The organism is Micromonospora vinacea (genome assembly GCF_015751785.1).
Taxonomy (GTDB): Bacteria; Actinomycetota; Actinomycetes; order Mycobacteriales; family Micromonosporaceae; genus Micromonospora; species Micromonospora vinacea.
Map to the genome: position 1 here is coordinate 4,629,646 of NZ_JADOTY010000001.1, position 26,332 is coordinate 4,655,977.

General features: G+C 71.3%; 13 protein-coding genes. 7 read left to right on the forward strand and 6 right to left on the reverse strand.

Translation table 11 applies throughout. From position 1 onward, the window contains the following. The first annotated feature begins 343 nt into the window (after nucleotides 1-343). Entirely contained in the window at nucleotides 344-9,838 is a 9,495-nt protein-coding gene (locus IW249_RS21820) for a Tc toxin subunit A-related protein (protein WP_196922451.1), read from the forward strand. Nucleotides 9,839-9,847: 9 nt separating this feature from the next. After that, nucleotides 9,848-17,506 (forward strand): SpvB/TcaC N-terminal domain-containing protein, encoded by a 7,659-nt coding sequence (locus tag IW249_RS21825; RefSeq protein WP_196922452.1) that lies wholly within the window; start codon nucleotides 9,848-9,850, stop codon nucleotides 17,504-17,506. 25 nt (nucleotides 17,507-17,531) lie between these two features. Here IW249_RS21825 and IW249_RS21830 read toward each other — a convergent pair whose 3' ends face one another. Beyond that, complete coding sequence (locus IW249_RS21830; protein WP_196922453.1) at nucleotides 17,532-17,951, reverse strand: DUF4259 domain-containing protein; 420 nt, start codon at nucleotides 17,949-17,951, stop codon at nucleotides 17,532-17,534. A gap of 113 nt (nucleotides 17,952-18,064) precedes the next feature. On the opposite strand from IW249_RS21830, the gene IW249_RS21835 reads away from it, so the two are divergent. Continuing rightward, nucleotides 18,065-18,604 carry a GNAT family N-acetyltransferase gene (locus IW249_RS21835; protein ID WP_196922454.1) on the forward strand — a complete coding sequence of 180 codons (540 nt, stop codon included), beginning with the start codon at nucleotides 18,065-18,067 and terminating at the stop codon, nucleotides 18,602-18,604. Nucleotides 18,605-18,677: 73 nt separating this feature from the next. Here IW249_RS21835 and IW249_RS21840 read toward each other — a convergent pair whose 3' ends face one another. The 3 genes from IW249_RS21840 to IW249_RS21850 all read right to left on the reverse strand — a co-directional run bounded on the left by IW249_RS21840 (nucleotide 18,678) and on the right by IW249_RS21850 (nucleotide 21,191). Continuing rightward, the gene (locus IW249_RS21840; RefSeq protein WP_196922455.1) at nucleotides 18,678-19,076 is read right to left on the reverse strand and encodes a hypothetical protein; all 399 of its coding nucleotides are present in this window, start codon (nucleotides 19,074-19,076) and stop codon (nucleotides 18,678-18,680) included. Between the two features lie 307 nt (nucleotides 19,077-19,383). Then, nucleotides 19,384-20,046, reverse strand: a complete 663-nt coding sequence (locus IW249_RS21845) for a response regulator transcription factor (RefSeq protein WP_196922456.1) — start codon at nucleotides 20,044-20,046, stop codon at nucleotides 19,384-19,386. After that, nucleotides 20,043-21,191: a sensor histidine kinase gene (locus IW249_RS21850; RefSeq protein ID WP_196922457.1), complete on the reverse strand. Its 1,149-nt coding sequence runs from the start codon at nucleotides 21,189-21,191 to the stop codon at nucleotides 20,043-20,045. Before IW249_RS21850 ends, IW249_RS21845 begins: the two co-directional genes overlap by 4 nt. Before the next feature lie 195 nt (nucleotides 21,192-21,386). On the opposite strand from IW249_RS21850, the gene IW249_RS21855 reads away from it, so the two are divergent. Together IW249_RS21855 and IW249_RS21860 are read left to right on the forward strand one after the other, a co-directional pair. Further along, nucleotides 21,387-21,899 (forward strand): DUF1772 domain-containing protein, encoded by a 513-nt coding sequence (locus tag IW249_RS21855; protein WP_307788666.1) that lies wholly within the window; start codon nucleotides 21,387-21,389, stop codon nucleotides 21,897-21,899. Then, nucleotides 21,896-22,390 carry a hypothetical protein gene (locus tag IW249_RS21860; RefSeq protein ID WP_231392608.1) on the forward strand — a complete coding sequence of 165 codons (495 nt, stop codon included), beginning with the start codon at nucleotides 21,896-21,898 and terminating at the stop codon, nucleotides 22,388-22,390. The genes IW249_RS21855 and IW249_RS21860 overlap by 4 nt, the downstream gene beginning before the upstream one ends. A 28-nt stretch (nucleotides 22,391-22,418) precedes the next feature. Here the strand turns inward: IW249_RS21860 and IW249_RS21865 are convergent, their stop codons facing one another. Continuing rightward, nucleotides 22,419-23,660, reverse strand: coding sequence for a PQQ-dependent sugar dehydrogenase (locus tag IW249_RS21865; protein ID WP_196922458.1), 1,242 nt, complete (start codon nucleotides 23,658-23,660; stop codon nucleotides 22,419-22,421). A gap of 163 nt (nucleotides 23,661-23,823) precedes the next feature. On the opposite strand from IW249_RS21865, the gene IW249_RS21870 reads away from it, so the two are divergent. Beyond that, nucleotides 23,824-24,333, forward strand: coding sequence for a hypothetical protein (locus IW249_RS21870; protein ID WP_196922459.1), 510 nt, complete (start codon nucleotides 23,824-23,826; stop codon nucleotides 24,331-24,333). A 108-nt stretch (nucleotides 24,334-24,441) separates the two neighbouring features. Here IW249_RS21870 and IW249_RS21875 read toward each other — a convergent pair whose 3' ends face one another. Beyond that, complete coding sequence (locus IW249_RS21875) at nucleotides 24,442-24,873, reverse strand: DUF6896 domain-containing protein (protein WP_196922460.1); 432 nt, start codon at nucleotides 24,871-24,873, stop codon at nucleotides 24,442-24,444. Nucleotides 24,874-24,987: 114 nt separating this feature from the next. Between IW249_RS21875 and IW249_RS21880 the strand changes: the two genes are divergently transcribed. Continuing rightward, complete coding sequence (locus IW249_RS21880; RefSeq protein ID WP_196922461.1) at nucleotides 24,988-26,223, forward strand: low temperature requirement protein A; 1,236 nt, start codon at nucleotides 24,988-24,990, stop codon at nucleotides 26,221-26,223. The last annotated feature ends 109 nt before the right edge of the window (nucleotides 26,224-26,332 follow it).

Below are 26,332 nucleotides of genomic sequence, written 5' to 3' on the forward strand. Positions count from 1 at the left end.
GACCCGGGCCCGTAGCGGATCGAAGAAGTCACGACCGCTTCTGGTCATGTCGGTGACGATCTCGTCGTTGGCAGTGGCGACCAGCGCATCGTCGAGGATCTCGTACCGCACGTGCAGCAGGTCCGCCTCGCTCCGCCCGCGCCCTTCCGAATACAACCGCGAAGTGCCGGCTCTGCCACCGGCCGTACCGGCAGTGCCCGCTGCCGTTCAGCCAGACGGGAAGGCGGATCTCGGACAGTGCGACGCTGGCGGGCCCGTCTGCTCCGCAGGATGCCAGGTAGCACTCGGTCGCACCGGCGTCAGACAGCCGCCGTCGCCGGCTGTCGGACGATCGGAGATGCTCATGACCACCCCGATGGGCTCGCGCCGGCACCGCCCCAGCGACGACGTCCGGCGGCTGCACACCGCGCTGCTGCGGATGCCCGTCGACATCGCCACCGACGAACTGGTCGACGCCCGGTACGGGCCGAGCACCCGTCGTGGGGTCGCCGAGTTCCAACGGACGCACAAGCTGCCGGTGACCGGCACTGTGGACGGGGCGACCCGGGACGCGGTGCAGATGGTGCTGGCCGAGCCGCCGTCGGGGTTCGTTGTGGTGGGTCGGGTGCGTTGGGTCGACGGGCAGCCGGCGAACGCTCTGACGGTCGGCGCGTTCGACCGGGACCTGCGGCACGCCGAGCAGCTCGGCGAGGCGACCACCGGGGACGACGGGTTGTATCGCGTCGACTATTCGCGGGACCGGTTCACCCGCTCCGAGAAGCAGTCCGCTGACCTGTTCGTCCGGGTGTCCGCTGGTGATCGCCTCCTGTCCGACCCGCCGCTGAGCGCGGTGTTGTTCAACGCCCCCGAGCTGGCTGTGCTCACAGTGGATCTGTCCGGTGGCGGGGACCGGGAACGCAGTGAGTACGAGCGGATCCTCGCCACGATCGTCCCGCTGCTCGGCCAGGTCCCGCTGTACGAGCTGCGGCAGGACGACGAGGCCGAGGATGTGACGTTCCTGGCCGCCGAGACCGGGCTGCCCGCGACGGCGTTGGCGCACTTCGGTGTGGCGCAGAAACTGGCCGCGTCCTACAAGCTGCCGGCGGTGTTCGCTTATGCGCTGTTCGCGGAGCGGACGCTGTTGACCACGAGCCGTACCGGCGCCGCGCTCGCCCGGTTCGACGTCGATCTGAACACCGAGCTGCGGCCGCTGTACTACGACATCGCCCTGTTGGACGAGCACATCGTCCGGAACGCCGTCGCTGACGCCGTGCGCCATCGGTACGTTCCCGAGGACCTGCTCGGCGAGCTTGACCGGATCCTCGACATGCTGGCCCGGGTGCGGCCGGAGGCCAAGGAGTACGTTGCGCAGGAACGGCCGAAGGTGTTGTACGGGCGGGTGGAGCGGTTCCTCGCCGACGGCGCGCACGAGCGGGTCCAGAGTCTCCTCGCGGCCGACGCCGCCGGTGACCTGCCCGGGCTGATCGCCCGGCTGGCCGACGCGGCGGCGTTTCCCGACCGGTCTGCCGCCGAGGCGGCCGGCGCGGCGAGCGTGCTGGCCGACGTGCTCGGCTACGACGAGACGATTGTCGACCGGGTCCGCGACCGTGAGGGAATCGAGCGGCCGGCCGACGTACGCCGGCTGGCCCGGCTGGCCCCGGCGGACTGGCGGCGGGTGTTGCGCGACAGCACCACTGATGTCCGGGTCGCCGGTCAGCCGGTCCGGCCGGAGCTGATCGACCTGCACGCCGGCGCGCTGGCCCGTAAGCTGGAGAAGCGTTATCCCACCACGGCCTTCACCGCCCAGCTCGAACGCGACGCAGGTGCCCTGGTCGGCACCGCAGCCGCTGCCGACCCCGCAGCCGCTGCCGACCCCGCAGCCGCTGCCGACCCCGCAGCCGCTGCCGACCCCGCAGCCGCTGCCGACCCCGCAGCCGCTGCCGACCCCGCAGCCGCTGCCGACGCCGGAGGCGAACGACTCGACGGCAGCGGCGATCGGCCCGGCCCCGGTGGACGGCCCGAGCCCGAGGAACAGGCCGGCAACGACGGGCGGGCCAGCGTCGCCGAGCGGGCCTTCGGTGGGCACCGGGACGTGGTGCTCGAACTGCTCACCGCGAATCCGGACTTCGACCTCGCGACCGGCAATGTGGAGCGGCTGCTGCGGGACCACCCGGAGCGGCTGCGGACCGGGCGGCCGGCGCTCAAGGCCGCGCAGCGGATCTTCAAGCTGGCGCCGACCTATCGGCAGACGACGGCGTTGCTGGCCGCCGAAGTGCCGTCCGCGGCCCGGATCCACGCCCTCGGCGAGACGCGGTTCGTGGCCACCGCCGCGGACACCGGCCGGTTCAGCGACGAGCAGGCCCGGTCGGTGTATCGCCGGGCCGTGGACGTGCACGTGGCGAGCGGGCTGCTGGCCGGCGAACTCCAGAGCGCGGCGCGGGCGCTGCCGGTCCGGGCCCTGGGCGGCTCCGCGGCCCCGGACCTCACCCCGGTCAGCGCCGACTTTCCCAACCTGGCCAGCCTGTTCCAGCTCGCCGACTCCAGCTACTGCGAGCCGTGCCGCAGCGTGCACAGCGCCGCCGCGTACCTGGTGGACGTCCTTCAGTTCCTCGGTAACCGGCTGGTCACCGACGCCGACACGCCGGGTCCGGCCACCAAGGTCGCCCGGGACGTCCTGTACGGTCGCCGGCCGGACCTCGGCGACCTTGATCTGAGCTGCGAGAACACCGACCTTCCGCTGCCCTACCTGGACCTGGTGTGCGAGCTGCTGGAGGAGGCGGTGGCGCCGGACGCGGGCCTGGCGTTCGCCGGCCCGCTGAGCGGCGGCGTCGATCCGGTGGAGGCGCCGTCGGCCGGGCTGTTGAGCCTGTTGCAGGGCCAGGGTTGGCCGTTCACCGACCGTTCCCTCGTGTACGAGCCGGACCTGGCCGGGGCCCGCGTGGTACGGGACATCGGCGTGGTGGCCAAGGCGACCCCGGACGGGGCCGGCGGGTGGTTCGTGCGCCGGTTGCGTCAGACCACCGGCACCGCGCTGGAGTTGGCGGCCGCGCCGCAGTACGTGAACGCCGCCGCCTACACCCTGCTGGCGGGCAGCCGGTACGCGTTCGCCCTGCCGTTCGACCTGGCGCACGAGGAGACCCGCAGCTACTTCGCCCAGTTCGACGTCGCCCGGGCCGACGTGATGCGGGCGCTGCGCCGGTTGGCGGGCCCGAGCGGCGAGGCCATCGCGGCCGAGGAACTGGGGATCAGCGACGCGCAGCGGCAGTTGGTGGTCACCGCCGACGCGGCCGCTCAGGACGACATCTGGAACACCGCGCCGCTCGGCGCTCTGGGCGGCATCGCCCGGGTGGACAACTTCCTCGCTCGGGCGCGACTGGACTATCGGGAGATGACCGAGCTGCTGGCGCTGGGCTGGGTCAATCCCGGGAACGCCATGTTCGTCAAGCACCTGGACACCGGGCCCGACCTCAGCGCGAAGCGGATCCAGCAGCTCACCGACGCGCGCCTGGACCGGATCCACCGGTTCCTGCGCCTGCTGCGCGCGCCGGCCTGCACCGGTTGGACCCCGCCGTTGCTGGACCGGGCGATCCGGGCCGACGCGCTGGGCGGCGGCGCCCTGGACGACGACTTCCTGGTCACTGTGGCGGCGCTGCACCGGCTCGCGGCGCGGCTCGGGCTGTCGCTGCCCGAGGTGGTCGACCTGTTCGCCCCGCTGGACGAGTCGCGGTACGCCGAGGTGTTCCGCAACTCGGCGAACGGCCCGGTCCTCGAAGCGTTCGCGCCGGCCAACGTGCTCGCCAACGAGCAGGCGGAGCTGACCACACCCGGTTCGGGTGTCCTGCTGTCGGCGCACGAGGCGTACCTGGCGACCTGCCTGGGGGCCACGACGGCGGACACCGGGCTGCTAGTGGCGGACCTTCCGGCGCCGGCGATCGTCAGCAACGCCGGCCTGCACGCCGTGTACGCCGGGACGCTGCTGGCCCGGGCGCTCGGGCTCAGCGCCACCGAGTACCTGATCATGAAGGATCTGATCGGCTCGGATCCGCTCACCGCACCGGCCACCGCGCTGGCCTTCGTCGAGCGGTTCGACGCCGCCCGGGCCGGCACCGGCATCCGCCCGGCGGACCTGCGCTACCTGCTCCGACACGAAGCCGACGACCTGGCCGCGCGGGACCTGCCGGACGAGACGCTGACCGCGGTGCTCACCGGGTTGCAGGCCGGCTACCAGAGCGGGTACGCGGCGACCCGACCCGCTGTCGACCCGGCGGCACCCCCCGAGGAGAACCTGCCGGGCATGCGTGCCCTGCTCGCCACCGTGCCCGGGATGACCGAGGCGGACCTGGCCGGCTTCGCCTCGATCGTGGACGGTGGTTGGACCGATGCGGTGACCACCCCGGCGCAGTTCGTCGACGCGAAGCTCGCCGCCCTGGTGGACACCACACCGATAACAGCCGCGATCGTTTCCAGCCCCACCGAGGCCCAACAGACCACCCTGCTGCTGGCCATCACCACGGCACTGTCCAGCTACGCGTACACCCGTACCAAGCAGGAGCTGGCGGTGGCGGCGGTGGCCGACACCTTCGGGTTCTCGACGGACGCCGCCGCCACCGCGCTGGCCGGCGCGGAGCTGACCCGACCGCTGCTCGCGGTGCTCACCGACGACACGCTGGTGGACCTGGTGAACGAGCCGCCGGCGCCGCCGGCGGTCACCCCGGCCGGGTTCGACGAGCAGTACCGGGCACTGCGCCTGCTGCACGTACTGAGCCGGCTCGTCGACCACCTGACGGTGCCCGACGCGGACCTCGGCTGGCTGCTGGCGAACGCCGGGTCGCTCGGCTGGCTGGCCCCGGACCGGGTGCCCTACCAGACCGGCCGGCCGCCGGCCCCGTTGGCCGACTGGATCCGGTTGGCCGCCGGGGTCGAACTGGCCCGCACCTACCCGCCGGTGGCGAACCCACTGGACGCCGCCACGCCGTGGACGGTGTACGGGCTGTTCGACCTGGTGCTGGCGGCCGGCACCACCGCCACGCAGGTCCACACCCATCTGGCGCAGCTCGGCGGCTGGGACGCCACAGTGTTGGCCGACCTGGACACCCACCTCGAACTGTCGGCGGTGGACCTCACCGCGTACCGGTCGCCGGCGACGATCCAGCGGCTGGCCGATGCGCTGACCCTGCTGCGCCGGCTGGGCCTACCGGTGGCGGCGGCGGTGCCGCTGGGCCAGCCGGTCACCACGGCGGCGGGCGCGGCCACCATGCGGCAGGCACTGAAGGCGCGGTACGCCGAGGCCGAGTGGTTCGGGGTGCTCCAAGGGGTGCAGGACCGGCTGCGGGTGGCCAAGCGGGACGCGCTGGTCGCGTACCTCTTGGCCGAGAACCCGGGGCTGCGCGACACCAACGACCTGTACGACCACTTCCTCATCGACGTCGAGATGGGCGCCTGCATGGCGACGTCGCGCATCGTGCAGGCGCACGCCACCGTCCAGTTGTTCGTGCAGCGCTGCCTGCTGGGCCTGGAGCCGGACAGCGTCGCTGCGGTCACCGAGGATCCCGGTTGGGACCAGTGGAACTGGATGGCCAACTACCGGGTCTGGGAGGCCAACCGGAAGATCTTCCTGTATCCGGAGAACTGGATCCTGCCGGAGTTGCGGGACGACAAGTCGGAGCTGTTCACCGAACTGGACGACCAGTTGCAGCAGGACGAGCTGACCGACCTGGCGGTGGAGAACGCCACCATCGCGTACCTGGAGAAGCTGGACGACCTGGCGCACCTGGACGTGATGGCCTGCTACTACCAGCACGACAGGCATCTCATGCACGTGTTCGCCCGCACCCGGGGCGGCGACCCGACGGTGTACTACCACAGGCAGTTCGAGCGGGAGCGGTACTGGACGCCGTGGCGGCGGGTGCCGCTGGACATCGCGGGCGACCACCTGCTCGCCTTCGACCGCAACAGCCGGCTCACACTGGCCTGGCCGGTCTTCACCGAGGAGACCGACACGGCGCAGACCTCCCAGATTCCGGACCCGGACGGCATCCCGCCGGGCGGCACGGAGACGGAGCGGCCGCGCCGGCGGTGGCGGATCCAGCTGGCCATCGGCGAGCGGACGCAGGACCGCTGGCAGCCGAAGAAGATCTCCAAGGACGCGCTGTACTACCCGGCCAGCGGCTACCGGGAGGACCTCCCGGCGGCGGACGAGTTCACCTGCTTCGCGTACGAGGCCGGAGCGGCCGGCCAGGCGATCAGCGTGCTCACCGGCACCGAGTTCGTCGGCTCGTTCGCGTTGACCGGGTGCCGGGGCTATCCGGAGCCGATGCCGGGCGGCGGTTCCGGCAACCTGCTGCTGTCGCCGGTGTTCAAGGACACCGAGCTGCTGGCCGAACGGTTCACCGAGCTGATCATCCGGGAGCAGAACGACCTGGCGATCAGCACTCCGCTGATGGGCGCGTTCCAGACCCTGGTGACGCAGACGCCCGGCCGGTTCCGGGTGACGTACCCCATGCAGATGTCGTTGCTCGACTGGATCATCATGCTGCTGGGGTTGGCGCAGAGCGTCCGAGGCACCCACGACCGCCGGCCGGTGCTGCCACTGGGCACCCTGATGCCGTACTTCTACGGTGACTACGACCGTGGTTACGTGATCATCCCGGGCTTCTACGATCGCCGGGCCGAGGACCCGGCGGACCGGATCGAGAAGACGTACAGCGACGTGGACCAGTTCGCCCGCGACGTGCTGGCGCTGCTCACCGAGTACCTGCGCCGATACGCCGAGGACCCGGCGCACGACCTCGCGGCCGCCGTGCAGGCGATGACCGAGGACGCGGAGTACCACCGGCTGGTCGCCGAGTTCGAGGTCTACGGCACCCTGTCGTACGGGGTGCGGTTCGCGAACTTCTACCACCCGCTGCTGTGTTTCCTCCGGGCCACCGTCTACCGGTCGGGCGTGCCGGCGTTGCTGAGTCGGACCACCCAGCTCACCAACACCGGGTTCGACTTCGCCGCCACCTACCAGCCGGCACCGGTGGTCGTGTCGCCGTACCCGGTGGAGGACCTGGACTTCGCCGCGGACGGCGCGTACGCGGGCTACAACTGGGAGCTGTTCTACCACCTCCCGTTCGACATCGCGCTGCGGCTCAACCGGGACCAGCGGTTCGCCGAGGCGCGCAACTGGTTCCACCACATCTTCAACCCGGTCGGCACCGCCGACGGCGCCGCCGCCCCGCAGAAATACTGGGTCACCAAGCCGTTCTTCCAGACCGGAGTGCCCGAGCTGCTCAACCAGCGGATCGGCGACATTCTCACGGCGATCGCGGCCGACCCGTCGGGGGCCAGCATCACCGACCTGAAGTTCGCTGTGGAGCAGTGGCGGGCGAAGCCGTTCAACCCGCACGTGGTGGCCCGCAGCCGGCCGGTCGCCTACCAGCTCGCCGTGGTGGTCAGCTACATCAAGAACCTGGTCGACTGGGGTGACCAGTTGTTCCGGCAGTTCACCCGGGAGTCCGTCACCCAGGCCACCCAGCTCTACATCCTGGCCGACAAACTGCTCGGGCCGAAGCCGAGCGTGGTGCCGCCGCTGGTCAGCCCGGCTCCGGCCACCGTCAACCAGCTCCAGGCGAAGGTGGACCTGTTCGGCAACGCGTTGCTGGACCTGGAGAACCTGATCCCCGACCTGGACCTGCTGCCGCACGGCGGGGCGGAACTGCCCAGCCCGTTGAGCTATTCGGCGCTGTACTTCTGCGTTCCGCCCAACGAGGAGATGCTCCGGCTGTGGGACCTGATCGCCGACCGGCTGTTCAAGATCCGCAACTGCCAGAACATCGACGGGGTGGAGAGCATGCTCGCCCTGTTCTCACCGCCGATCGACCCGGGGGCGCTGGTCCGGGCCGCCGCCGCCGGCATGTCCGTCTCGTCGTTCCTGGCCGGGCTCGGCGCACCGCTGCCGAACTACCGGTTCCGGGTGCTGGCCCAGAAGGCCACCGAACTCGTCGGGTACGTCGGTGAGCTGGGCGGCGGGCTGCTCGCGGCCATGGAGAAGCGGGACGGCGAACAACTCGCCCGGCTGCGCGCCGGCCAGGAGATCGCCCTGCTCGACGCGGTACGGGCGGTCAAGCTCGCCACCATCGCGGAGGCCGAGGGCAACGTCGCGGCGTTGGAACTGAGCCGCAAGGTGGTCGAGGAGCGGCAACGCTACTACGCCGGCCGGCCGTACATGAACGCCTGGGAGATCACCGCCACCGCGTTGTCGGGGGTGTCGCTGCTCGGCGAGACCGCGATCGCGGTGGGCTACATCCTGTCCGGCGGGCTGAAGCTGATTCCGAACTTCACCGCCGGCGGCGCCGGCTTCGGTGGCTCACCCACTGTGACCCTCACCCTCGGCGGGGACAAGGTCGGTGCCGCCGCCGACTCGGCGGTGATGACCCTGGAGGCGATCGCCCGCGCCCTGGACAAGGCCGCCGGGATGGCCGCCAACCAGGGCGGCTACCGCCGCCGGATGGACGACTGGGAACACCAGGCGGCTCTGGCCGGTCTCGAACTGACCCAGATCGACCAGCAGCTCCTCACCGGGCGGCTGCACGTGTCAATGCTCACCGACGAGCTGGCGGCGCACGACCGGGAAGCCGACAACGCCCGGGCCACCGAGGAGTACCTGCGCGGCAAGTACACAAACACCGAGCTGTACCAGTGGATGGTGAGCCGGGCCAGCTCCGTCTACTTCGGGGCGTACCAGCTCGCCTTCGACGTGGCGAAGAAGGCCGAGCGGTGCTTCGCCCACGAGCTGGGCAGCGAGGCCACGTTCCTGCAACCCGGCTACTGGGACAGCCTGCGCAAGGGGCTGACGGTGGCGGACGCGCTGCGCCACGACCTGAAGCGGATGGAGGTGGCCTACCTCGACCGGCACAGCCGCGAGCGCGAGCTGACCCGGCACGTCTCGCTGGCACAGCTCGACCCGGCGGCGTTGATCGAGCTACGGGCCACCGGCAGTTGCGTGGTCAACGTGCCGGAGGCGCTGTTCGACCTGGACCACCCGGGGCACTACTTCCGCCGGCTCCGCACTGTCAGTCTGTCCATCCCGTGCGTGGCCGGCCCGTACACCCCGGTCACCGCGAAGCTCTCCCTGATCGGCAACCGGTACCGGACCGCCACCGCGGCCCGGCAGAGCGCCACCAGCGCCAAGGACAAGTACACCGAGGTGCCCGGCGACGAGCGGTTCGCCTACAACGTGGGCGGGATCGAGTCGATCGCTACCAGCAGCGGCCTCAGCGACAGCGGCATGTTCGAGCTGAACTTCGCCGACGACCGCTACCTGCCGTTCGAGGGCAAGGGCGCGATCGGCACCTGGCGGCTGGAACTGCCGACGGCGGTCCGCCAGTTCGACTACGACAGCATCAGCGACATCATCCTGCACCTGCGGTACACGGCCCGCGACGGCGGCTCGACGCTGCGCGGCCTGGTCGAGGACTCATTGCGGGAGGTGCTCAACGAGATGCTGGTCGACGCCGGCCGGACCGGGCTGTACCAGGCATACAGCCTGCGCCACCAGTTCCCGGACGAGTGGTGGCAGCTCACCCAGCAGCAGAGCACCGAGCTGACCATGGGGCCGGAGCACCTGCCGTACCTCGCCCGCGACCACCAGCCGGTGGTGGACCAGGTGACCTGGTACGCCCGGGTGGACGGTGATCCCGGGACGTACGACCTCACGATGGCCGGTGACCCGGTGACGTTGAACCGGGACGCCGACCTTCAGCAGTGCGTGGGCCAGTCCAACCCGCTGGTTCTCGGCACCCCGGTCACGCTGGCGGCCGACCCGGACGGCCTGACCGACCTGGTCGTCCTGCTGCACTACCGGCTCGACGGCTGAGGGGGAGCGGTGACGACCAGCTACCCGGTCGGCGGCGGATCGTGGGGGCCGGGGACCGGCTCCCGGTGGCGCGGCTCCGCCGACCCGACCGGCGCCGGCGCTCCCGGCGGGGCGGGTGGGGCATTCGGACCGGGCGGGCCGCCGACCGACGCGACCGGGGCCGGGTCGCCGCCGGCCGGTCGGGCCGCGACCGGGCCGGGACTCGGCGGACCGGCGATCAGCCTGCCCACCGGCGGCGGCGCGATCCGGGCCATCGGCGAGACGTTCGCCGCCCACCCGGTCACCGGGACCGGCGGCATGTCCGTTCCCGTCCCGGTCAGCGGCGGCCGGTCCGGGTTCCAACCCGACCTGACGCTCAGCTACGACTCGGGCGCCGGGAACGGCCCGTTCGGCCTCGGCTGGCAGCTGCCCGTGCCGGCCATCAGCCGGCGCACCGACCGCGGCCTGCCCCGCTACGACGCCACCGACACCTTCCTGCTGTCCGGAGAGGACGACCTGATCCCGGTACCCGGCGGCACTCCGGTCGCCGGACACACGGTGCAGCGGTTCCGGCCACGGACCGAGGGGGCGTTCGCCCGCATCGAGCGGTGGACCCGGGACTCCGACGGTGACGTGCACTGGCGCACCCTGTCCGGGTCGAACCTGCTGGCCGTGTACGGCCGCGACGGCGGCTCCCGCATCGGCCTGGGCGGGCGGGTGCACACCTGGCTGCTCTGCGAGACCCGGGACGATCGGGGCAATGCGGCCACCTACACCTACAAGGCCGAGGACACCGCCGGCCTGGACCTGGACCGGCCGCACGAACGGCACCGCACCGACCGGAACGTCAACCGCTACCTCAAGTCGGTGCGTTACGGCAACACGGTGCCGCTGCTCGACCCCGACGGCCGACGCCCGGTGGACCTGACGCCGGCCCAGATCGCCGACGCCGGCTGGCTGTTCGAGGTGGTCCTCGACTACGGCGAGCACGACCCGGACACCCCGCTACCCGCCGACACCGGGGACTGGACCTGCCGACCGGACCCGTTCTCCACCTACCGCGCGGGATTCGAGGTCCGCACCTACCGGCTGTGCCACCGCATCCTGATGTTCCACCACTTCCCCGACGAGCCGGAGCTGGGCGCGAACTGCCTGGTCCGCGCTGTGGAGCTGGAATACGCCACCGGGCCGGTGCTGTCCACCCTGGTCGAGGTGACCCAGCGCGGCTACGCCCCGGCCGCCGGCGGCGGGCACACCAGCGCCGCACTGCCCCCGGTGACCTTCGAATACACACCGGCCACCATCGCACCGACCACCCGGGAACTGGAGCGGGGCAGCCTGGAGAACCTGCCGGCCGGCGTGGACGGGCGGACCGAGCTGTGGGTGGACCTGGACGGGGAAGGGCTCGCCGGGGTGCTGACCGGGCACGAGGGTGCCCTCTACTACCGGCCGAACCTCGGCGCCGGCCGGATCGGCCCGGTCGCCGCGCTGCCCACCGTGCCGTCGCTGACCGACCTGGCCGGCGGACGCCAGCAACTGGTCGACGTGAACGGTGACGGGCGGATCGAGCTGGTCCAGCTCGGCACCGTACCGGCGGGTTTCGTCCGCCGCACCGACGACGCCGGCTGGTCCGGCTTCCAACCGTTCCGCGAGCTGCCCGCTGTCGACTGGGCCAGCCCCGACCTGCTGCTGCTGGACCTCACCGGAGACGGCCGGGCCGACCTGCTGATCGCCGGTGACACGGTGCTTTCCTGGCACGAGTCGCTGGCCGAGGCGGGGTACGGCCCGGCGCGACCCGCGCTCTGGCCCGCGGACGAGGACCGTGGGCCGCGGCTGCTGCGCTCCGATGACCGGCAGAGCATCTTCCTCGCCGACATGTCCGGCGACGGGCTCACCGACCTGGTCCGGGTCCGCGACGGATCCGTCTGCTACTGGCCCAACGTCGGCTACGGGCGATTCGGCGCCACTGTCGAGATGGACGACGCGCCGTGGTTCACCGGGCCGGACGAGTTCGACCCGGCCCGGGTGCTCCTCACCGACGTGGACGGCACCGGCGTGATGGACCTGTGCTACCTGGGCCGGCGGGAGATCCGGCTCTGGTACAACCAGTCCGGCAACGGCTGGTCGGCCCCCGCCGAGCTGCCCGACCTGCCGCATGTCACGCCCGATTCGACTGTGACAGTGACCGACCTGCTGGGTACCGGCACCGGCTGCCTGGTGTGGTCGTCGCCGCTGCCCGGCGACGCCGTCGGCCCGGTGCGCTACCTGGACCTGGCCGCCGACGGCAAGCCGCACCTGCTCACCCGGGTGGTGAACAACCTGGGCGGCGAGACCACCATCCGGTACGCCGCCTCCACCGCCTTCCAACTGGCCGACAGGCGAGCCGGCCAGCCCTGGGTGACCGGGCTGCCGTTCCCGGTGCAGGTCGTCGAGCGGGTGGAACAGGTGGACCGGATCGCCGGGACCCGCCTGGTCACCGGCTACCGCTACCACCACGGGCACTACGACGGCGTCGAGCGGGAGTTCGCCGGCTTCGGCATGGTCGAGCAGATCGACGGCGAGTCGTTCGTGGACCACGTGTTGGGCGTCGAGGCGGTCGACGGCAACCAGGACACCTCGCCCGAGCTGTTCCAGCCACCGGTCACCACGAAGACCTGGTACCACACCGGCGCCCCGGTCGACCTGTCCGCCGAGTGGTACGCCGGCCGGCACCTGCCCACCGCGGAGCTGCCGACCGGAGTCTCCGCCGTGGAGCTGCGGGAGAGCCGGCGGGCGTTGCGCGGCCTGCCCCTTCGGCAGGAGGTGTACTCGTACGACGGCAGTGCCGCGCAGGAGCACCCGTACGGGGTGGTCGAGCAGACGTACCAGGTGCAGCGGCTGGACGCGCGGGTGTTCGTCGCCGTCGAGCGGGAGGCGGTCAGCCTCTCCTACGACCGGCAGCCGGACGAGCCCCGGATCAGCCACCGGCTCAACCTGGTCCTCGGCCCGTACGGCACCGTCGTCCAGGCCGCCGCTGTGGTCTACGGCCGCACCACGCCCGACCCGGAGCTGCCCACCGAGGTGACCGCCGAACAGCGACGCCGTCACGTCACGTACGGCGAGCAGCTGTACACCCCGGACATCGACGAGACGCTGCCGGTGCCGGCGTACCGGATCCGCGCCGCGTATGAGGCGGTCGGGCACGAGCTGACCGGGCTGGCCCCGGCCGGCCCGCTGTTCACCCGCGCCGAACTGCTCGCCGGGTTCGCCGCTGCCACCCCGATCGGGTACGAGGTGGTGGCCGACGAGGTCAGCGCGCAGCGGAGGTTGCTGTCCCGGTCACAGGTGCGGTTCCGGGACAACGCGCTGACGCCGCTGCCGGCCGGGCAGTGGGACAGCCTGGGGTTGGGGCACCAGACGTACCAGCTCGCCTTCACCCCGGCCGCGCTGGCCGCCGGCTACGGCACGGCGGTGACCGACGCGGACCTGGCCGCCGCCGGCTACGTGCACCTCGACGGCGGCCCGGACTGGTGGATCCCGTCCGGCGAGATGCGCTATCCCGCCGACCCGGCCGCGCACTTCTACCTGTCCAACGGGGCCCGGGACGCGCTGGGCATGGCGACGGCGGTCACCTTCGACGACTACCACCTGCTCAGCGAGCGGGTGACCATCGACCAGGCCGCCTGGTCGGTCACCACCGCCGTCAACGACTACCGGGTGCTCGGCCCGAGCCTCGTCACCGACCCGAACGGGCAGCGCCGCGCGGTGCGCTACGACGAGTTGGGCCGGGTGGTGGCCTCGGCGCTGCTCGGCCGGCTCGGCGCCGGGGACGGCGACACGCTCGATGATCCGACGTTGACATTCACCTACGACCCGTTCAACTGGGTGGCCAACGGCCAGCCCGCGTACAGCCGGGGCCGGCACCGGGAACGGCACGGCCCGACCAACTCGCGCTGGCTGGAGAGCTACGAGTACAGCACCGGCACCGGTGGTGTGGCGATCACCAAGTCGCGGGTGCATCCGGGCAGGGCCCTGGAGGTGGGTGAGGACGGGGTGGCCGTCGAGGTGGACGCCGACCCGCGCTGGGTCGGCACCGGCCGCACGGTGGTCAACAACAAGGGCAACCCGGTGAAGCGGTACCAGCCCTACTTCAGCACCACCCACGAGTACGAGGACGCGGCGGCGCTGCGCGAGATCGGCGCCACCGCGATCCGCTACTACGACCCGCTGGGCCGTGCCGTGCTGACCCGGTATCCGGACGGCACCCTGAGCCGGGTCGAGTCGACGGCCTGGTCGCACCGGTTGTTCGACGCCAACGACACGGTGCTCGACAGCCAGTGGTACGCCGAGCGGGGCAGCCCCGCCGTGTCCGATCCGGAACCGGCCGACCCGGCCACCCGCGCCGCGTGGCTCGCCGCCGGGCACGCCGACACGCCCTCCGTGATCCACTTCGACAGCCTGGGCCGGGCCGTTTACACGGAGGCCGACCGGGGCGCCGGCCAGCGCTTCGGCGTCCGCACCAGGGGAGACCTCACCGGCCGGTCCTCGGACGGGTACGACGCGCTGGGCCGGCACATCGCCAACGCGGCCACCGCCATGCACGGCGCGGGAGTGCGGTCGTGGAGTGCGGAGAAGGGCGAGCGGTGGGTGTTCCAGGATGTGCTCGGCGGGGTGCGCCGGATCTGGGACGAACACGGCCGGACCTTCCGCACGACGTACGACGCCCTGCACCGGCCCGTCGGCGTGTACGTCAGCGAGTCCGCCGGCGCGGAGCGCTGCGTGCAGTACGTGGTCTTCGGCGACCGGCATCCGGACGCGGCGACGCTGGGCCTGCACGGCGTGCCGTACCTGGTGTTCGACCCGGCGGGCCAGGTGCGGGTGCCCGAGGTGGACTTCAAGGGCAACCCGCGTCGCGCCGAACGGAGACTCGCCACCGACCACGTCGACGGCCCGGACTGGTCGCCGGTGGCCGCCGCACCCGACCACGCCGCGCTGCTGGCCGCCGCGGCACCGCTGCTGGAGAGTGAGGTCTTCGGCACCGCCGCCGAGTACGACGCGGTGAACCGTCCGACAGTGGTCACCCTGCCCGACGCCACCGAGCTACGACCGACCTACCTCGAGGGCGGCATGCTGGGCCGGCTCACCGCCCGGCTGCGCGGCCAGGGCGCGGAGGTGGAGTTCCTCTCCGAGCAGGACTACGACGCGCTGGGCCGGCGGCGGTTCGCCCGGCACGGCAACGGGCTGGTCACCGAATACTTCTACGACCCGATGACGTTCCGGTTGGAACGTCTGCTCACCGCCGGAGTGCGCGACCTGCACTACACGTACGACCCGGTGGGCAACCTGACCCGGGTGGCCGAGCCGGGCGCCCCCACCTTCTTCGGCAACGCGGCGGTGCCGGCCGCCAGCGACTACGCGTACGACCCGCTCTACCAGTTGGTCCGGGCCAGCGGGCGGGAGTTGGCCGGGGCGCCCAACGACGCGATCCGCGACCACACCGACGTGCCACCGGCCGGAAGCCTCACCGATGCCGGCGCGGTACGTGCCTACACCGAGGAGTACGAGTACGACCCGCTGGGCAACCTCACAGTGCTCCGGCACCGGTTCCGGACGCAGGCCGGGGTGGGCGCCGGCTGGACCCGGCACTACCGGTACGCGTACCAGGACGACCCGGCCGACGCCACGAACCGACTGACCGCCACGAGCCTCCCCGGCGACGCCGACGGCGGCCCCTACTCGGCCCTGTACGCGCACGACGCCGTCGGCAACCTGACCGTCATGCCGCACCTGCCGGCCCTGGAGTGGAACGTCCACGACCAGCTCCGCCGGGTCGACCTCGGCGGCGGTGGCGAGGCCCGGTTCGTCTACGCCGCGAGCGGGCAGCGGCTGCGCAAGGTCGTGGACCGGCCGGGCAGCGTCCAACTCGAATGGATCTTCCTGGGTGCGGTCACCGTGTTCCGCCGACGCAACAGGGTCACCGGTGTCCTCCAGCACGAACGGTGGACCACCACGATCGCCGACGACACCGGCCCGGTCGCCCAGGTGGACGTCAAGACCGTCGACGTCGGCGGCTTCGACCCGGCCAACCCGCTCGGCGTTCCGCTGATCCGTTACCAGCTCACCAACCACCTCGGCTCGGCCGCGCTGGAGACCGACGCGGCCGGGGTGCTCATCTCCTACGAGGAGTACCACCCGTACGGCACGACCGCGTACCGCTACGGCCGCTCGGGCGCCGACCTCAGCCTGAAGCGGTACCGCTTCGGCGGGCACGAGGTGGACGACGAAACCGGCTTCTGCTACGCCGGGGCCCGGTACTACGTGCCGTGGCTCGGACGGTGGGCGAGCAGCGACCCGGGCGGCTTCGCCGACGGGGGCAACCTGTTCCGGTACTGCCGCAACAATCCGGTGGGAATGGTCGACCCGTCCGGGTTCAAGCCCACCACTGTCAAGGGGCCGGAAACCCACGACATCTCCATCACGGAGTCCCACTTCACCGGGTCCGAAAACCCCACAGTGGAGGACTTCCGCCGCTACCTCAGCAGCCACGGCGCAACCCTCGACCCGCGAATCAACAACAAGAACTCGGTCATCTACTACCAGGCAAACGTCACCCTCAACCTGGAGGGCGGCAACTGGTCCGAGCACCCAGGCGGCACCTGGGTGCTGCACGCCGTACTGCCGCCGCCGGCACCGCCGAAGCCGAAGCCCGCGCCGCCTCCGCCGCCACCGGAGCCGCCACCGGCCGAGCCGCCGCCACCCGCCCCGGCCCCGCCACCCGAACCGCCGCCCGCCGCGCCGCCGGCCGACTCCGGCGGCAAGGCTCCGGCCGCACCCGGCGCCGTCGGCGGGGCCGCCGCGCACACCGCGCCCGCCGCCGAGAAGTTCATCTGGAACTTCAAGTTCAAAGGCGGCCGGGGGACGTTCCGCGGCAACATCCTCGAATGGCTGTACGGCATGCCGTGGCGCGACAACACAGCGAAGTACGACCTGGAGACCAGCACCACGGTCAAGCAGATCAAGACGACCGACCGGTACGGCAAGGCCGGTGACATCGCCCGGGAGGCGACCCGGGACGCGGACGCCGCGATCCAGGCCAACCCGACCGGCACCATGGCCGGCAAGCGATCCCAGGCCGTCATCATCACCGAGACCGACGCGCCGGCCAGCGCCGGAAACGCGATCCGCACGGCCACCAACCCGGGACGCGGGCGGGACATCCCGGCCAGTGCCACCGCGCCGGAGCACGTGCGCGGACTGCCGGGCCGGACCGGCATGCTCGGCAAGGGGCTCGGTATCGCCGGCTTCGGTCTGTCGGCGTTCGCCCTGTGGGGCGACTACCAGCACGGCGACTGGGAGATGGGCGTCGGTGACGCGCTCGGCGCGGTCGGCGGTGGCCTCGAGCTGTACGCCATCGCCGTGCCCGGTGCCACTGTCGCCACCGTCAGCGCGATGACCGCCGGACTGGTGATCGGTGGCATCGGTCTGGCCGCCGTCTCGTACGTCAGCATGAACCGGGCCGCCGAGGTCGGCGACACGCCGGGGGTGGTGGCCGGTGGCGTCGGCATCGGGGCGGGCCTGGCCATCGCCGCGGGTGCCATCGGCATCGCGGCCGGCAGCGTGGTGATCGCCCCGGTCGTGCTCGCGGTCGGCATCGTCGCCGCCATCGGCGTGGGGGTCTTCCATGCGGGCCGCTACTTCGACTGGTGGTGACTTAGCGCCGCATCATGCCCAGCCACTACGCCGCCAACACCTTGCGCAGATCGCGGAGCGCGTCAACGGCCTCGCTTCCGCCCTCGGCGTCGGCGTCTTCCCACAGCTCGCGCCATTCGGAGTCCGCGGCCAGGATTCGGTCGATCGCCCTCACCGCCAACGCTGTCACGTCGTCGGGCACGTCCACCCGGCCGCCGTCGTGCAGAAACTCCGGAGCGTACGGAGATGCGATCGGCTGGCCGCTGGGCTGCTGTGCCGCCACGATCGCGACCGCAGCGATCGCCTCGCAGGCGACGTCGGCGTCGAGGTAACCCGCCTCGCCGGCGGCTCTGGTCAACGCTTCCCGGACCAGGTTCGGTCGCTTGGACACGTCGGCGTCGTCCAGGTCGCCACACCAGTCAGCGGCGGTGTCGTTGTCGAATGGTCCGCTGTCCCAGGTTCCCACTTGGCCTCCCGCCGTCGATTCGCAGCATCCTCGCATCAGAGACCGACAACACCCGGGACGCGGGTGACACGTCCGGGCTGGATAGCTGCTCAGGAGGCAATTAGCCTGCGCGTATGGCAGACCTGGGAGACGTCGCTTGGCCGCCTGCCCCGATCACGACCGAGAGGCTCGTGCTCCGTGAGCCCGAGGCCCGGGATCGTGCGGCGTTCATCGAGTTGCTGGCGTCGCCAGAGGTGAACGCCTACCTCGGCGGTCCCCGCCTGCCTGCCGAACTGGAGCGCGAGATGCCCGGGGTGCCCGAGCGGTGGCCCGGGAGCTTCGTCGTCGATCTCGACGGGGTGATGATCGGCCAGATCCTGCTCAGAAGAGCAACGGGGCACCGCCGCCCGGCTGCCATGGGGAAGGTCGAGCTCGGTTACCTGTTTCTGCCGCAGGCATGGGGATTCGGGTACGCCGCCGAGGCCTGCGCGGCGGCACTCGACTGGTGCGACGGCGTCCTTCCCGGCGAGCCGGTGGCCCTCGCCACCCAAACCGCCAACGTCGGCTCGATGCGCCTCGCGGCGAGGCTGGGGTTCACTGAAGTAGAGCGGTTCCATGCCTGGGACGCCGAGCAGTGGCTCGGCCTACGGTCCCCGGTCACGCCGCCTGCTTGAGCTGGTGCTGGACAGCACCGCCACGGCGGGGCCCACGGGGTTCCATCACGTCCCTCGCCACGAACACTCGTCGCTAGCAGCTCTGAAGGATGCGCTCTACGTCCGCGCCCGCCTGAACGACCACGGCGTCGGCGCGAAGGTCCGCGGGCAGGTGGTACCGCTGACCTTCGTGCGCGAGCAAGGTGGGGCAGCCAGGTGGAAGCACAACAGCATCGGCGAGTCCGACGAACGTGACGAGCATGTCGAGAATGGCGCCGGCGGAAAACCGGCTGAGCATGAGGCTGCAGAGCGTGTCGTCGGTAAGGGTGGCGTAGACGTCTGCGGTGCCGCCGTCGTCGGCGCTGATGTGCCAGTAGCCGTGCTGAGGTTCCTGCCTTTCGGCCCAGGGCACAAAGACGGCCCGAAAGGCATCAGCCGACAGTGGGGCGGCATCGCCCTGCTCGAACCGTTGAACGAACATGTCGTAGCTCACCGGAGGAAGTTAGCGCCGAGACCGCCGTGGCTGGGGGCACCCGCAGTGGCGCTACAGCTGAACAACCTCGCGCGCACGCTGGTTGTGCTGGGCCAGGCCGCCGGATTATGGCGTCCACTTGCGACCAGCTCGGAGCGGGGACGCCGGCAGCCTGATCACGGGTTCGACGATCGGGCACAGGCGACCCTCTTCTGAGCCGGGGCCGGCCGATCGCGTGGGTGGTCGCCCGCCGTCGAAGGCCGGGCCATCGCGCCGGAGCCGCTCACCGATTCGGTACGCCGGATGGGCCCCGCCGTCGCGGAGAGGTTCAGCTGTCGCCGGGGCGGACCAGCCCGGTCTCGTACGCGATGACCACGAGCTGAGCGCGGTCGCGGGCGTTCAGCTTGTGCAGCAGGCGACTCACGTACGTGCGGGCGGTGTCCGGGCTGAGGTGCAGGGCCGCCCCGATCTCCACATTCGACCGCCCGGTGCCGACCTGTGCCAGGACGTCGCGTTCCCGCCCGGTGAGCCCGGTCAGCCGGGCCGGGTCCGCGACGGGGGAGCGGGCGGCCGCGGCGATCACCCGCCGGGTCACCGCCGGTGACAGCAGCGCGTCTCCGCCGGCCACCACGCGGACGGCGTCCCGCAGGGCGTCGGGCGGGGTGTCCTTGAGGAGGAAGCCGGCGGCGCCGGCGCGGATGGCGTCGAAGAGGTACTCGTCGTCGTCGAAGGTGGTCAGCATGACCACCCGGACGTGGGTCAACGTCGGGTCGGTGAGGATGCGGCGGGTGGCCTCGATACCGTCGCCGCCGGGCATCCGGACATCCATCAGGACGACGTCGGGTCGCTGCTCGCGGGTGACCGCCACGCCGGCGCGGCCGTCGCCGGCTTCGCCGACCACCGTGATGTCCGGGGCGCGTTCCAGCAACGCGCGGAGGCCGGTGCGCACCAGGTGCTGGTCGTCGACGAGGACGACGCGTACGTCGCTCATGCGGCGACCGCCGCCAGCGGTAGGTGGACCGAGACCCGGAAGCCGCCGCCGGCGGCCTCGCCGGCATCGAGGGTTCCGCCGAGCAGGGCAACCCGCTCCGACATACCGCGTAGCCCCTGACCCGTCTCGGCTGCGGTGCCGCCGGCGGATCCCCGGCCGTCGTCGACGACCTCCACCGACAGTTGGGCCGGGGTCGCCCGGATCGTCACGGTGGCGCGGGTGGCGTGGGCGTGGCGCAGCACATTGGTCAGTGCCTCCTGCACGATCCGGTAGACGGTGCTGCCGACCACGGTCGGCAGGGCGTCGACCGAGCCGTCGAGACGCAGCTCGACCGGCAGCCCACCGCGGCGGACGCCCTCGACGAGCGTACGCAGCTGGGGGAGACCGGGGGCCGGCTCGCGCGGCCCGGGTTCGCGACGCAGCGTGCCCAACGTGGCACGCAGCTCGGCCATGGCGCTGCCGCTCACCGAGTGGATCGCGGCCAGGGCGGCCTCGGCCTGGCCGGGCTCGGCATCGGCAAGTGCCTCCCGCGCCACAGCCGATTGCAGGGTGATCACCGACATCGTGTGTCCCAGGGTGTCGTGCACCTCCCGGGCGATGCGCAGCCGCTCGGCCTCGACCTGCCGGGCGGCCTCCCGGCGGCGCTCCTCGGCCGCCGAGGCGGCCTGCCGGGCCAGCGTGACCCGTAGCGAACGCCGGTTGCGGACGGCGTCACCGAGAGCGATGACGGCGAGGATCAGGGCCGCCTCGGAGCCGAGACCCGCACCGATGACGACTGAGATGTCGTCTCCCTCGACGAGCCGGGCGACCACCGAGACGGCCAGCAGGCTCCCGCCGACGGCGGCGGCCGGGACCACCCGGCCCCGCTGGGCGGCTACGTAGAGGATGGCGGCGGCCGGGGCGGCCACGCCGACCGGCGGCAACTCCAGCGCGTAGTAGCCGAGGATGCCGGCGGCCGTCGCCAGCAGCGCGGGAACGGTCCAACGCCGGGCCACCAGCAGCAGTACGGCCCAACCGGCCCCGAATCCGCCGGCCAGCGCCGCCTGGGAGATCGGGGCGTCCTCGGTCACGACCGCCGCCGTGACCAGGCCCAGGATGGCCACAGCGAGCAGCGCCTCGGTTCGGGTGGGTGAGGTGGCCTGCACGTCCGTGAGCCTAAGTCGGTGCGGGCCCGCGCCGCTGCCGTCCGCAGGCATCACCCCCGCCCCCGCACGTACGTCGAGAAGCGATGGCAGCTCGCGCGGCTGCGCGGCAGACGTCCCCGAGTTGGCGACCTAGCGTCGACGGCGACATCACAGAACGTGCCCGCATGGGCTCGAAAACCAGGGAGAAGTACTGCTGTGTCCCGTATCAGGCTGACGTGGATCGTGCTCATCGTGCTCGTCTGGGCGGCGATGATGTCGTTTGGCGGGGTCGCCGCCGAGACCGTGATGCTCTACCCGAACATCTTCGGGGACGCACCCGCCTCGCTGGACCGGGCCCGTGAGTTCCTGGTCGCCGGAGGCCCGAGCGACTACTTCCCACCGCTGGGCGCCTCGGTCGTGTTGACGAGCCTCGCCGCGACCGCCCTCACGTGGCGCAATCGGCGACTGCGGTGGTACGTCGCTGCCGCCGCGGTGGTCTTCATCGCCTGCGAGTTCCTGTTCTCGGTGGTGTTCTTCTGGCCGCGCAACGAGATCATGTTCGTCGACCCGGTCGGCACGCACTCCCCGGAGTATCTTCGCCAGGTCGCTGAGGAGTTCGTCGCCGGCCACTGGGTGCGCCTCGCCGGCGGAGCGGTGACATCCGCGCTGGCATTCACCGCCCTGCTGCGCTTCGCCCGGGAAACCGCGCCGGTACGGGTCGAGCGATGAGCGCCGGGCGTCGTACTCTCGGCTTCTCGTGGCCGGCCCTGGTCGCGCTCGCCGCGTTGGCCGCACCGCGGGTGGTCCTGCACGACCTGCACGTCGTGGAGGAAGGGCGGCCCGCCGCCCTGCTGCTCGCTGTCGTACCGCTGATCTGCTGGGTGGCCGCCGTGCTGTGGCGGCGTCCGTCGCGTCCGTTCCTGACCGTGGTGGTCATCGGGGCGATCCACGGTGTCCTTCTCGCGGTTGGTCACCAGCTTCTGTGGGACGAGGCGTTCGGTGCGGCCGGCCCGAGGCTCGGGGACATTGACCCGCGGGCGCAGGAAGCGGTCTTTCGGGTGGCGGCGGTGTTTTCCAGCCTCGTCACCGGGGTCCTCACCGGGGTGGTGGCCGGGGCGTTGGCGGCGGTGCTGAGCCGGCTCGTCATCGGGCGGCAGCGCGCCGCCGGATCGGAACGGGCCGGGGGACGGCCGCCGGATGCGGCCGTCCCCCGGGGGTAGCGCGGACGTCAAGGGCATGTCCCGAGGTTCAGCGGATCGTCGCCCCGCCGGTGGGGGTCGGCTGGACCCGCTCGAACCGCACCTTGCTCAGCCATCCCGGGAGGTCACTGAGCACGTACAGCTCGCCGTTCACATCGGCGCCGAACGCCGTCGGCTGGGTGGGGAAGGTGCCGATCTCAGCGGAGTCGTAGCCACCCGTGGACTTGGGACGCACGGCGAACGCGCGGGTCGAGCAGTAGTCGCTCGCGATGTAGGTGCCCCGCGCCTCCGGGGTGACGGACCCCCGGTACACCAGGCCGCCGATGATGGAGCAGTTCTCCGTCATGTAGTGGTCGTATTCGACGACCGGGTCGGTCAGCCGCACACCCGGCCGGCACTGCGTCTCGTCGAAGACCGGCGTGCCCTCTCGGCAGGACCAGCCGAGGTTCGCGCCACGCTGCGACGGGCGGACGTGGTTGATCTCCTCGATCAGGCCCTGGCCGACATCGCCGATCCACAGCGAGTTGTCGACCGGGTCGATGGAGAACTTCCACGGATTGCGCAGCCCGTAGACCCAGATTTCCGGACGCGCGCCCGGCGTGCGGACGAACGGGTTGTCGTAGGGCACGCAGTAGGGCTTCCCCCCGCAGGAGCGGTTGACGTCGATTCGCAGAATCTTGCCGAGCAGGGTGCCCAGGTTCTGACCGGACTTGAACGGGTCGTTCGCGTAGCCACCGTCGCCAAGGGACCAGTAGAGGTAGCCGTCGCGGCCGAACGCCACCTGGCCGCCGTTGTGGTTGCCGTACTCGGCGTGCTCCTGGGTGAGCAGCACCTGCACCCGGTCGGGAGCGTTGATGGGCACCCGCGCCAGGGTCAGCGCGCCGGCCGGCAGGCTCGTGTACGCCACGTAGAGCATCCCGGTTCGCGCGAAGTTCGGCGCAGGCGTGATGCCGAGCAGGCCGCGCTCATTGTCCGACGCGTCGATCCGGGCGGTCAGGTCGATCACCGGGTCAGGTGCCAGGCCGGTGTCGGGGTGGTAGGAGCGGACGGTGCCGTTCTTCTCCGCGATCAACATCCGGCCGTCCGGCAGCCCGGTGATCGCGATCGGACGCTGCAGACCGAAAGCCACCCGTTCGGAAACCACGGTCAGCTCAGCAAGTGGCACAGCACGTTTGGATGGTCCGGCCGCAGCGGTGCCGGCCACCGGCGTCGGTGGCGACAGAGACGCAGCCAGGGCCAGAACGAGCAACCCGGCCAGCATGGCTGCCGGGCGACGACGTCGTCGTGACATGTTCAGCTCCTCGAGCAGGTGGGTGGTGGACGCGGTCTGGGAGCGTTCCCACGATACATTGGCTCGAGTCGATGTCCAACGACGTCCTGTCAACTTCCGCTTCATTTCGCGGGTGACAGCGGGCGTTAGGGTGAGTTAGCGATCAATACGAACGGTGGTGCCGGTGAGTCTGATCCAGGCGGGTGTCACCGCGACGACGACAATGCTGGCCGTCCTGATCGGTGGGTGGCTCACCGTCCGGGCTCAGGACCGGCTGTGGCGGCGCGACCAGGATCGACAGTGGCGGGACATCCGGCTGAACGCGTACACCGACTTCATCGGTGCGGTCCGGGAGTACGTGGCCCACGTCCTCAACCCGGCCGCCCACATCACAGCAGTGCCGCGCCCGCGTGATCCGGGTGATCTCATGCCGTTCTTCGACGACGAGGGCAGCCGCTACCGGGAGCGACTGGAGAGCACCAAGACCGCGCTTCGGCTGGTGGCCGGTCACGTCGAGGTGGTGAGCGGTTCGTCGGAGCTGGTGCGCCAGGCCCGGCTTCTGGCGGCCGCGCGAGCGGACAGCGACGCCGAGGCGTTGCCCGCCGATCGGTTCGACGCCCTCTGGGAGGCCGAGCGCCGATTCATCGAGGTGGCCCGGGCCGAACTCGGCCTGCCCTCCGCGTTCGTGCCATGAGCCGTCAATAACCGTCCTCACGGCCACGCCAGACGAAGCAGCGACCCTCGTCGAGGGGTCGGATGACGTGCGGGGCGAAGGTCTTCCGGCGACATGGGTGAAGCGGGGTCAGTGGCCCTTTCCCCGACGATCGGGCAGGGCGTACCAGCTGCCTGCCTGCACTTCCAACAGTTCACCAGTGCTGGCGAGGTGAGAGCACGCTGTGCGTAGCTCCTCGACCGAGGGCCCGGCGTCCGACTGTTCGTCGAGGAACCATCGGATCCGCCAGGCGTCGAACGCCTCAACATCACCGACCAGATCGACGTCGACCACCCGGCCCACCTCATCAGTCATCTGACAGCCGGCGCCGTGGATCGCGTACTCGACGCCCGTGCTCGACATGCCCGCTCGCGGCAACGTTCGCTTGTGCCTCACCGCCGTCATCAGGTCCTTGATGCCGCTGACGTCTGGATAGGCATCGAACAAGCGCGACTGGATGTGCCGCAAAGCGACGGCGTAGCGTCGAACCGCGGCGATCGCCAGCTCAGATTCCTCGCCCATAGCGCCAGTATGACCTTGGTTCCGCGGGCGTTTGGTGGTCAAGGGCGCCTGACGGCCGACGCAACTCCACTGGCGGCCGGCTCGTTGGTAGCACGGGGCGGACGGAGGCGGACGATGGCGGCGGGGCGGGGTGCCGAACTGCTGCGCCCTCCGATGAGTTCGGGTCGGGCGACCTTCCTGGAGCTGTTCTTCGATCTGGCCTTCGTCGTGGCCCTCACCCGGGTCTCGCAACGATTCGCCGGTCTCAGCGATGACACCGGCTGGGCGCTCGTCAACGGGTTCGGGCGTACCCTGCTGCTCTTTTTGGCGCTCTGGTTGATCTGGTCGCACACCGCGTGGATCACCAGTCGGTACGAACCGGAGCAGCCGATCATTCAGGCCGTCGTGGTTGGCACCATGTTCGCCGGCCTGATCATGGCGGTGACGCTGCCGCGCGCCATGGAGGAGCGAGCGCTGCCGTTCGCGGTCGCGTATCTGATGGTGATGGTGGTGCGGCCGCTCGTGGTGGCCGTCGCGCTGCGTGGCCATCCGCGACGGCTGGTGCCGTTCCGGCTTGTCGTGTGGGCGTTGGCGAGCGCCCCGCTGTGGCTGGTCGGCGCGTTGGGCCCGGATCACCTCCGCCTGCCGCTGTGGGTTGTCGCCCTCGCTGTCGACTACCTCGCCTGGACACTGGGCTGGCCGCTGCCGTGGTTCGGGGTCTCGAAGATAGGTCGGTGGCGGATCGCAGGGACTCATCTCGCGGACCGTTATCAGCAGATGTTCCTCATCGCGCTGGGTGAGTCGATTCTGGTCATCGGCGTGGTCTTCAGCGGCGCGGACTACTCCGCGGAGCGGGCCGCCGCCTTCGCTGTCGCGTTCGCCACCAGCGCGCTGCTCTGGCGGATCTACTTCTACCGTGCCGGTCTGCTGTTGACGGAGGCGTTCGGCCGGGCGGGTATGCCCGGCCGGCTGGGTGCGGTGTCGGAGCGGACGCATCTGTTGATCGTGCTCAGCGTGCTCGTCACGGCGGTGGGCTACGAGTTGGTGATCGATCATCCGTTCGGGCAGCCGCGGCCCAGTTGGCTGCTGTTCGTGGTGGGTGGTCCGATGCTCTTCCTCGTCGCCCGGATGCGGATGGAGCACGAGATTCTCGGCCAGGTCTCCCGATCCCAGATCGTCGGCTTGGCCGCCCTGTTGCTGTCCACGCCGGTGTTGATCCACTGGGCGCCGATGGTCGGGCTGAGCGTGGTGGTCGGAGTGCTGGCCCTGGTCGCGTTCCTCGGTGCGCTGGGAAGGCGAGGCCAGCCGCTGGAGGTTCCCGCCTCGCCGATCGGACGGGACACGTCCGGAGATCGGGACTCCGAGGCGTGACGCGGCGGTCGTGCGCCCCTGTTGGGCGTAAATGCCCCGGAGAGGCGCGTACCGCCCGTTCAGGTCGTACCGGCACTGCTTCCACGCGCATCACGACGAGATAGAACGG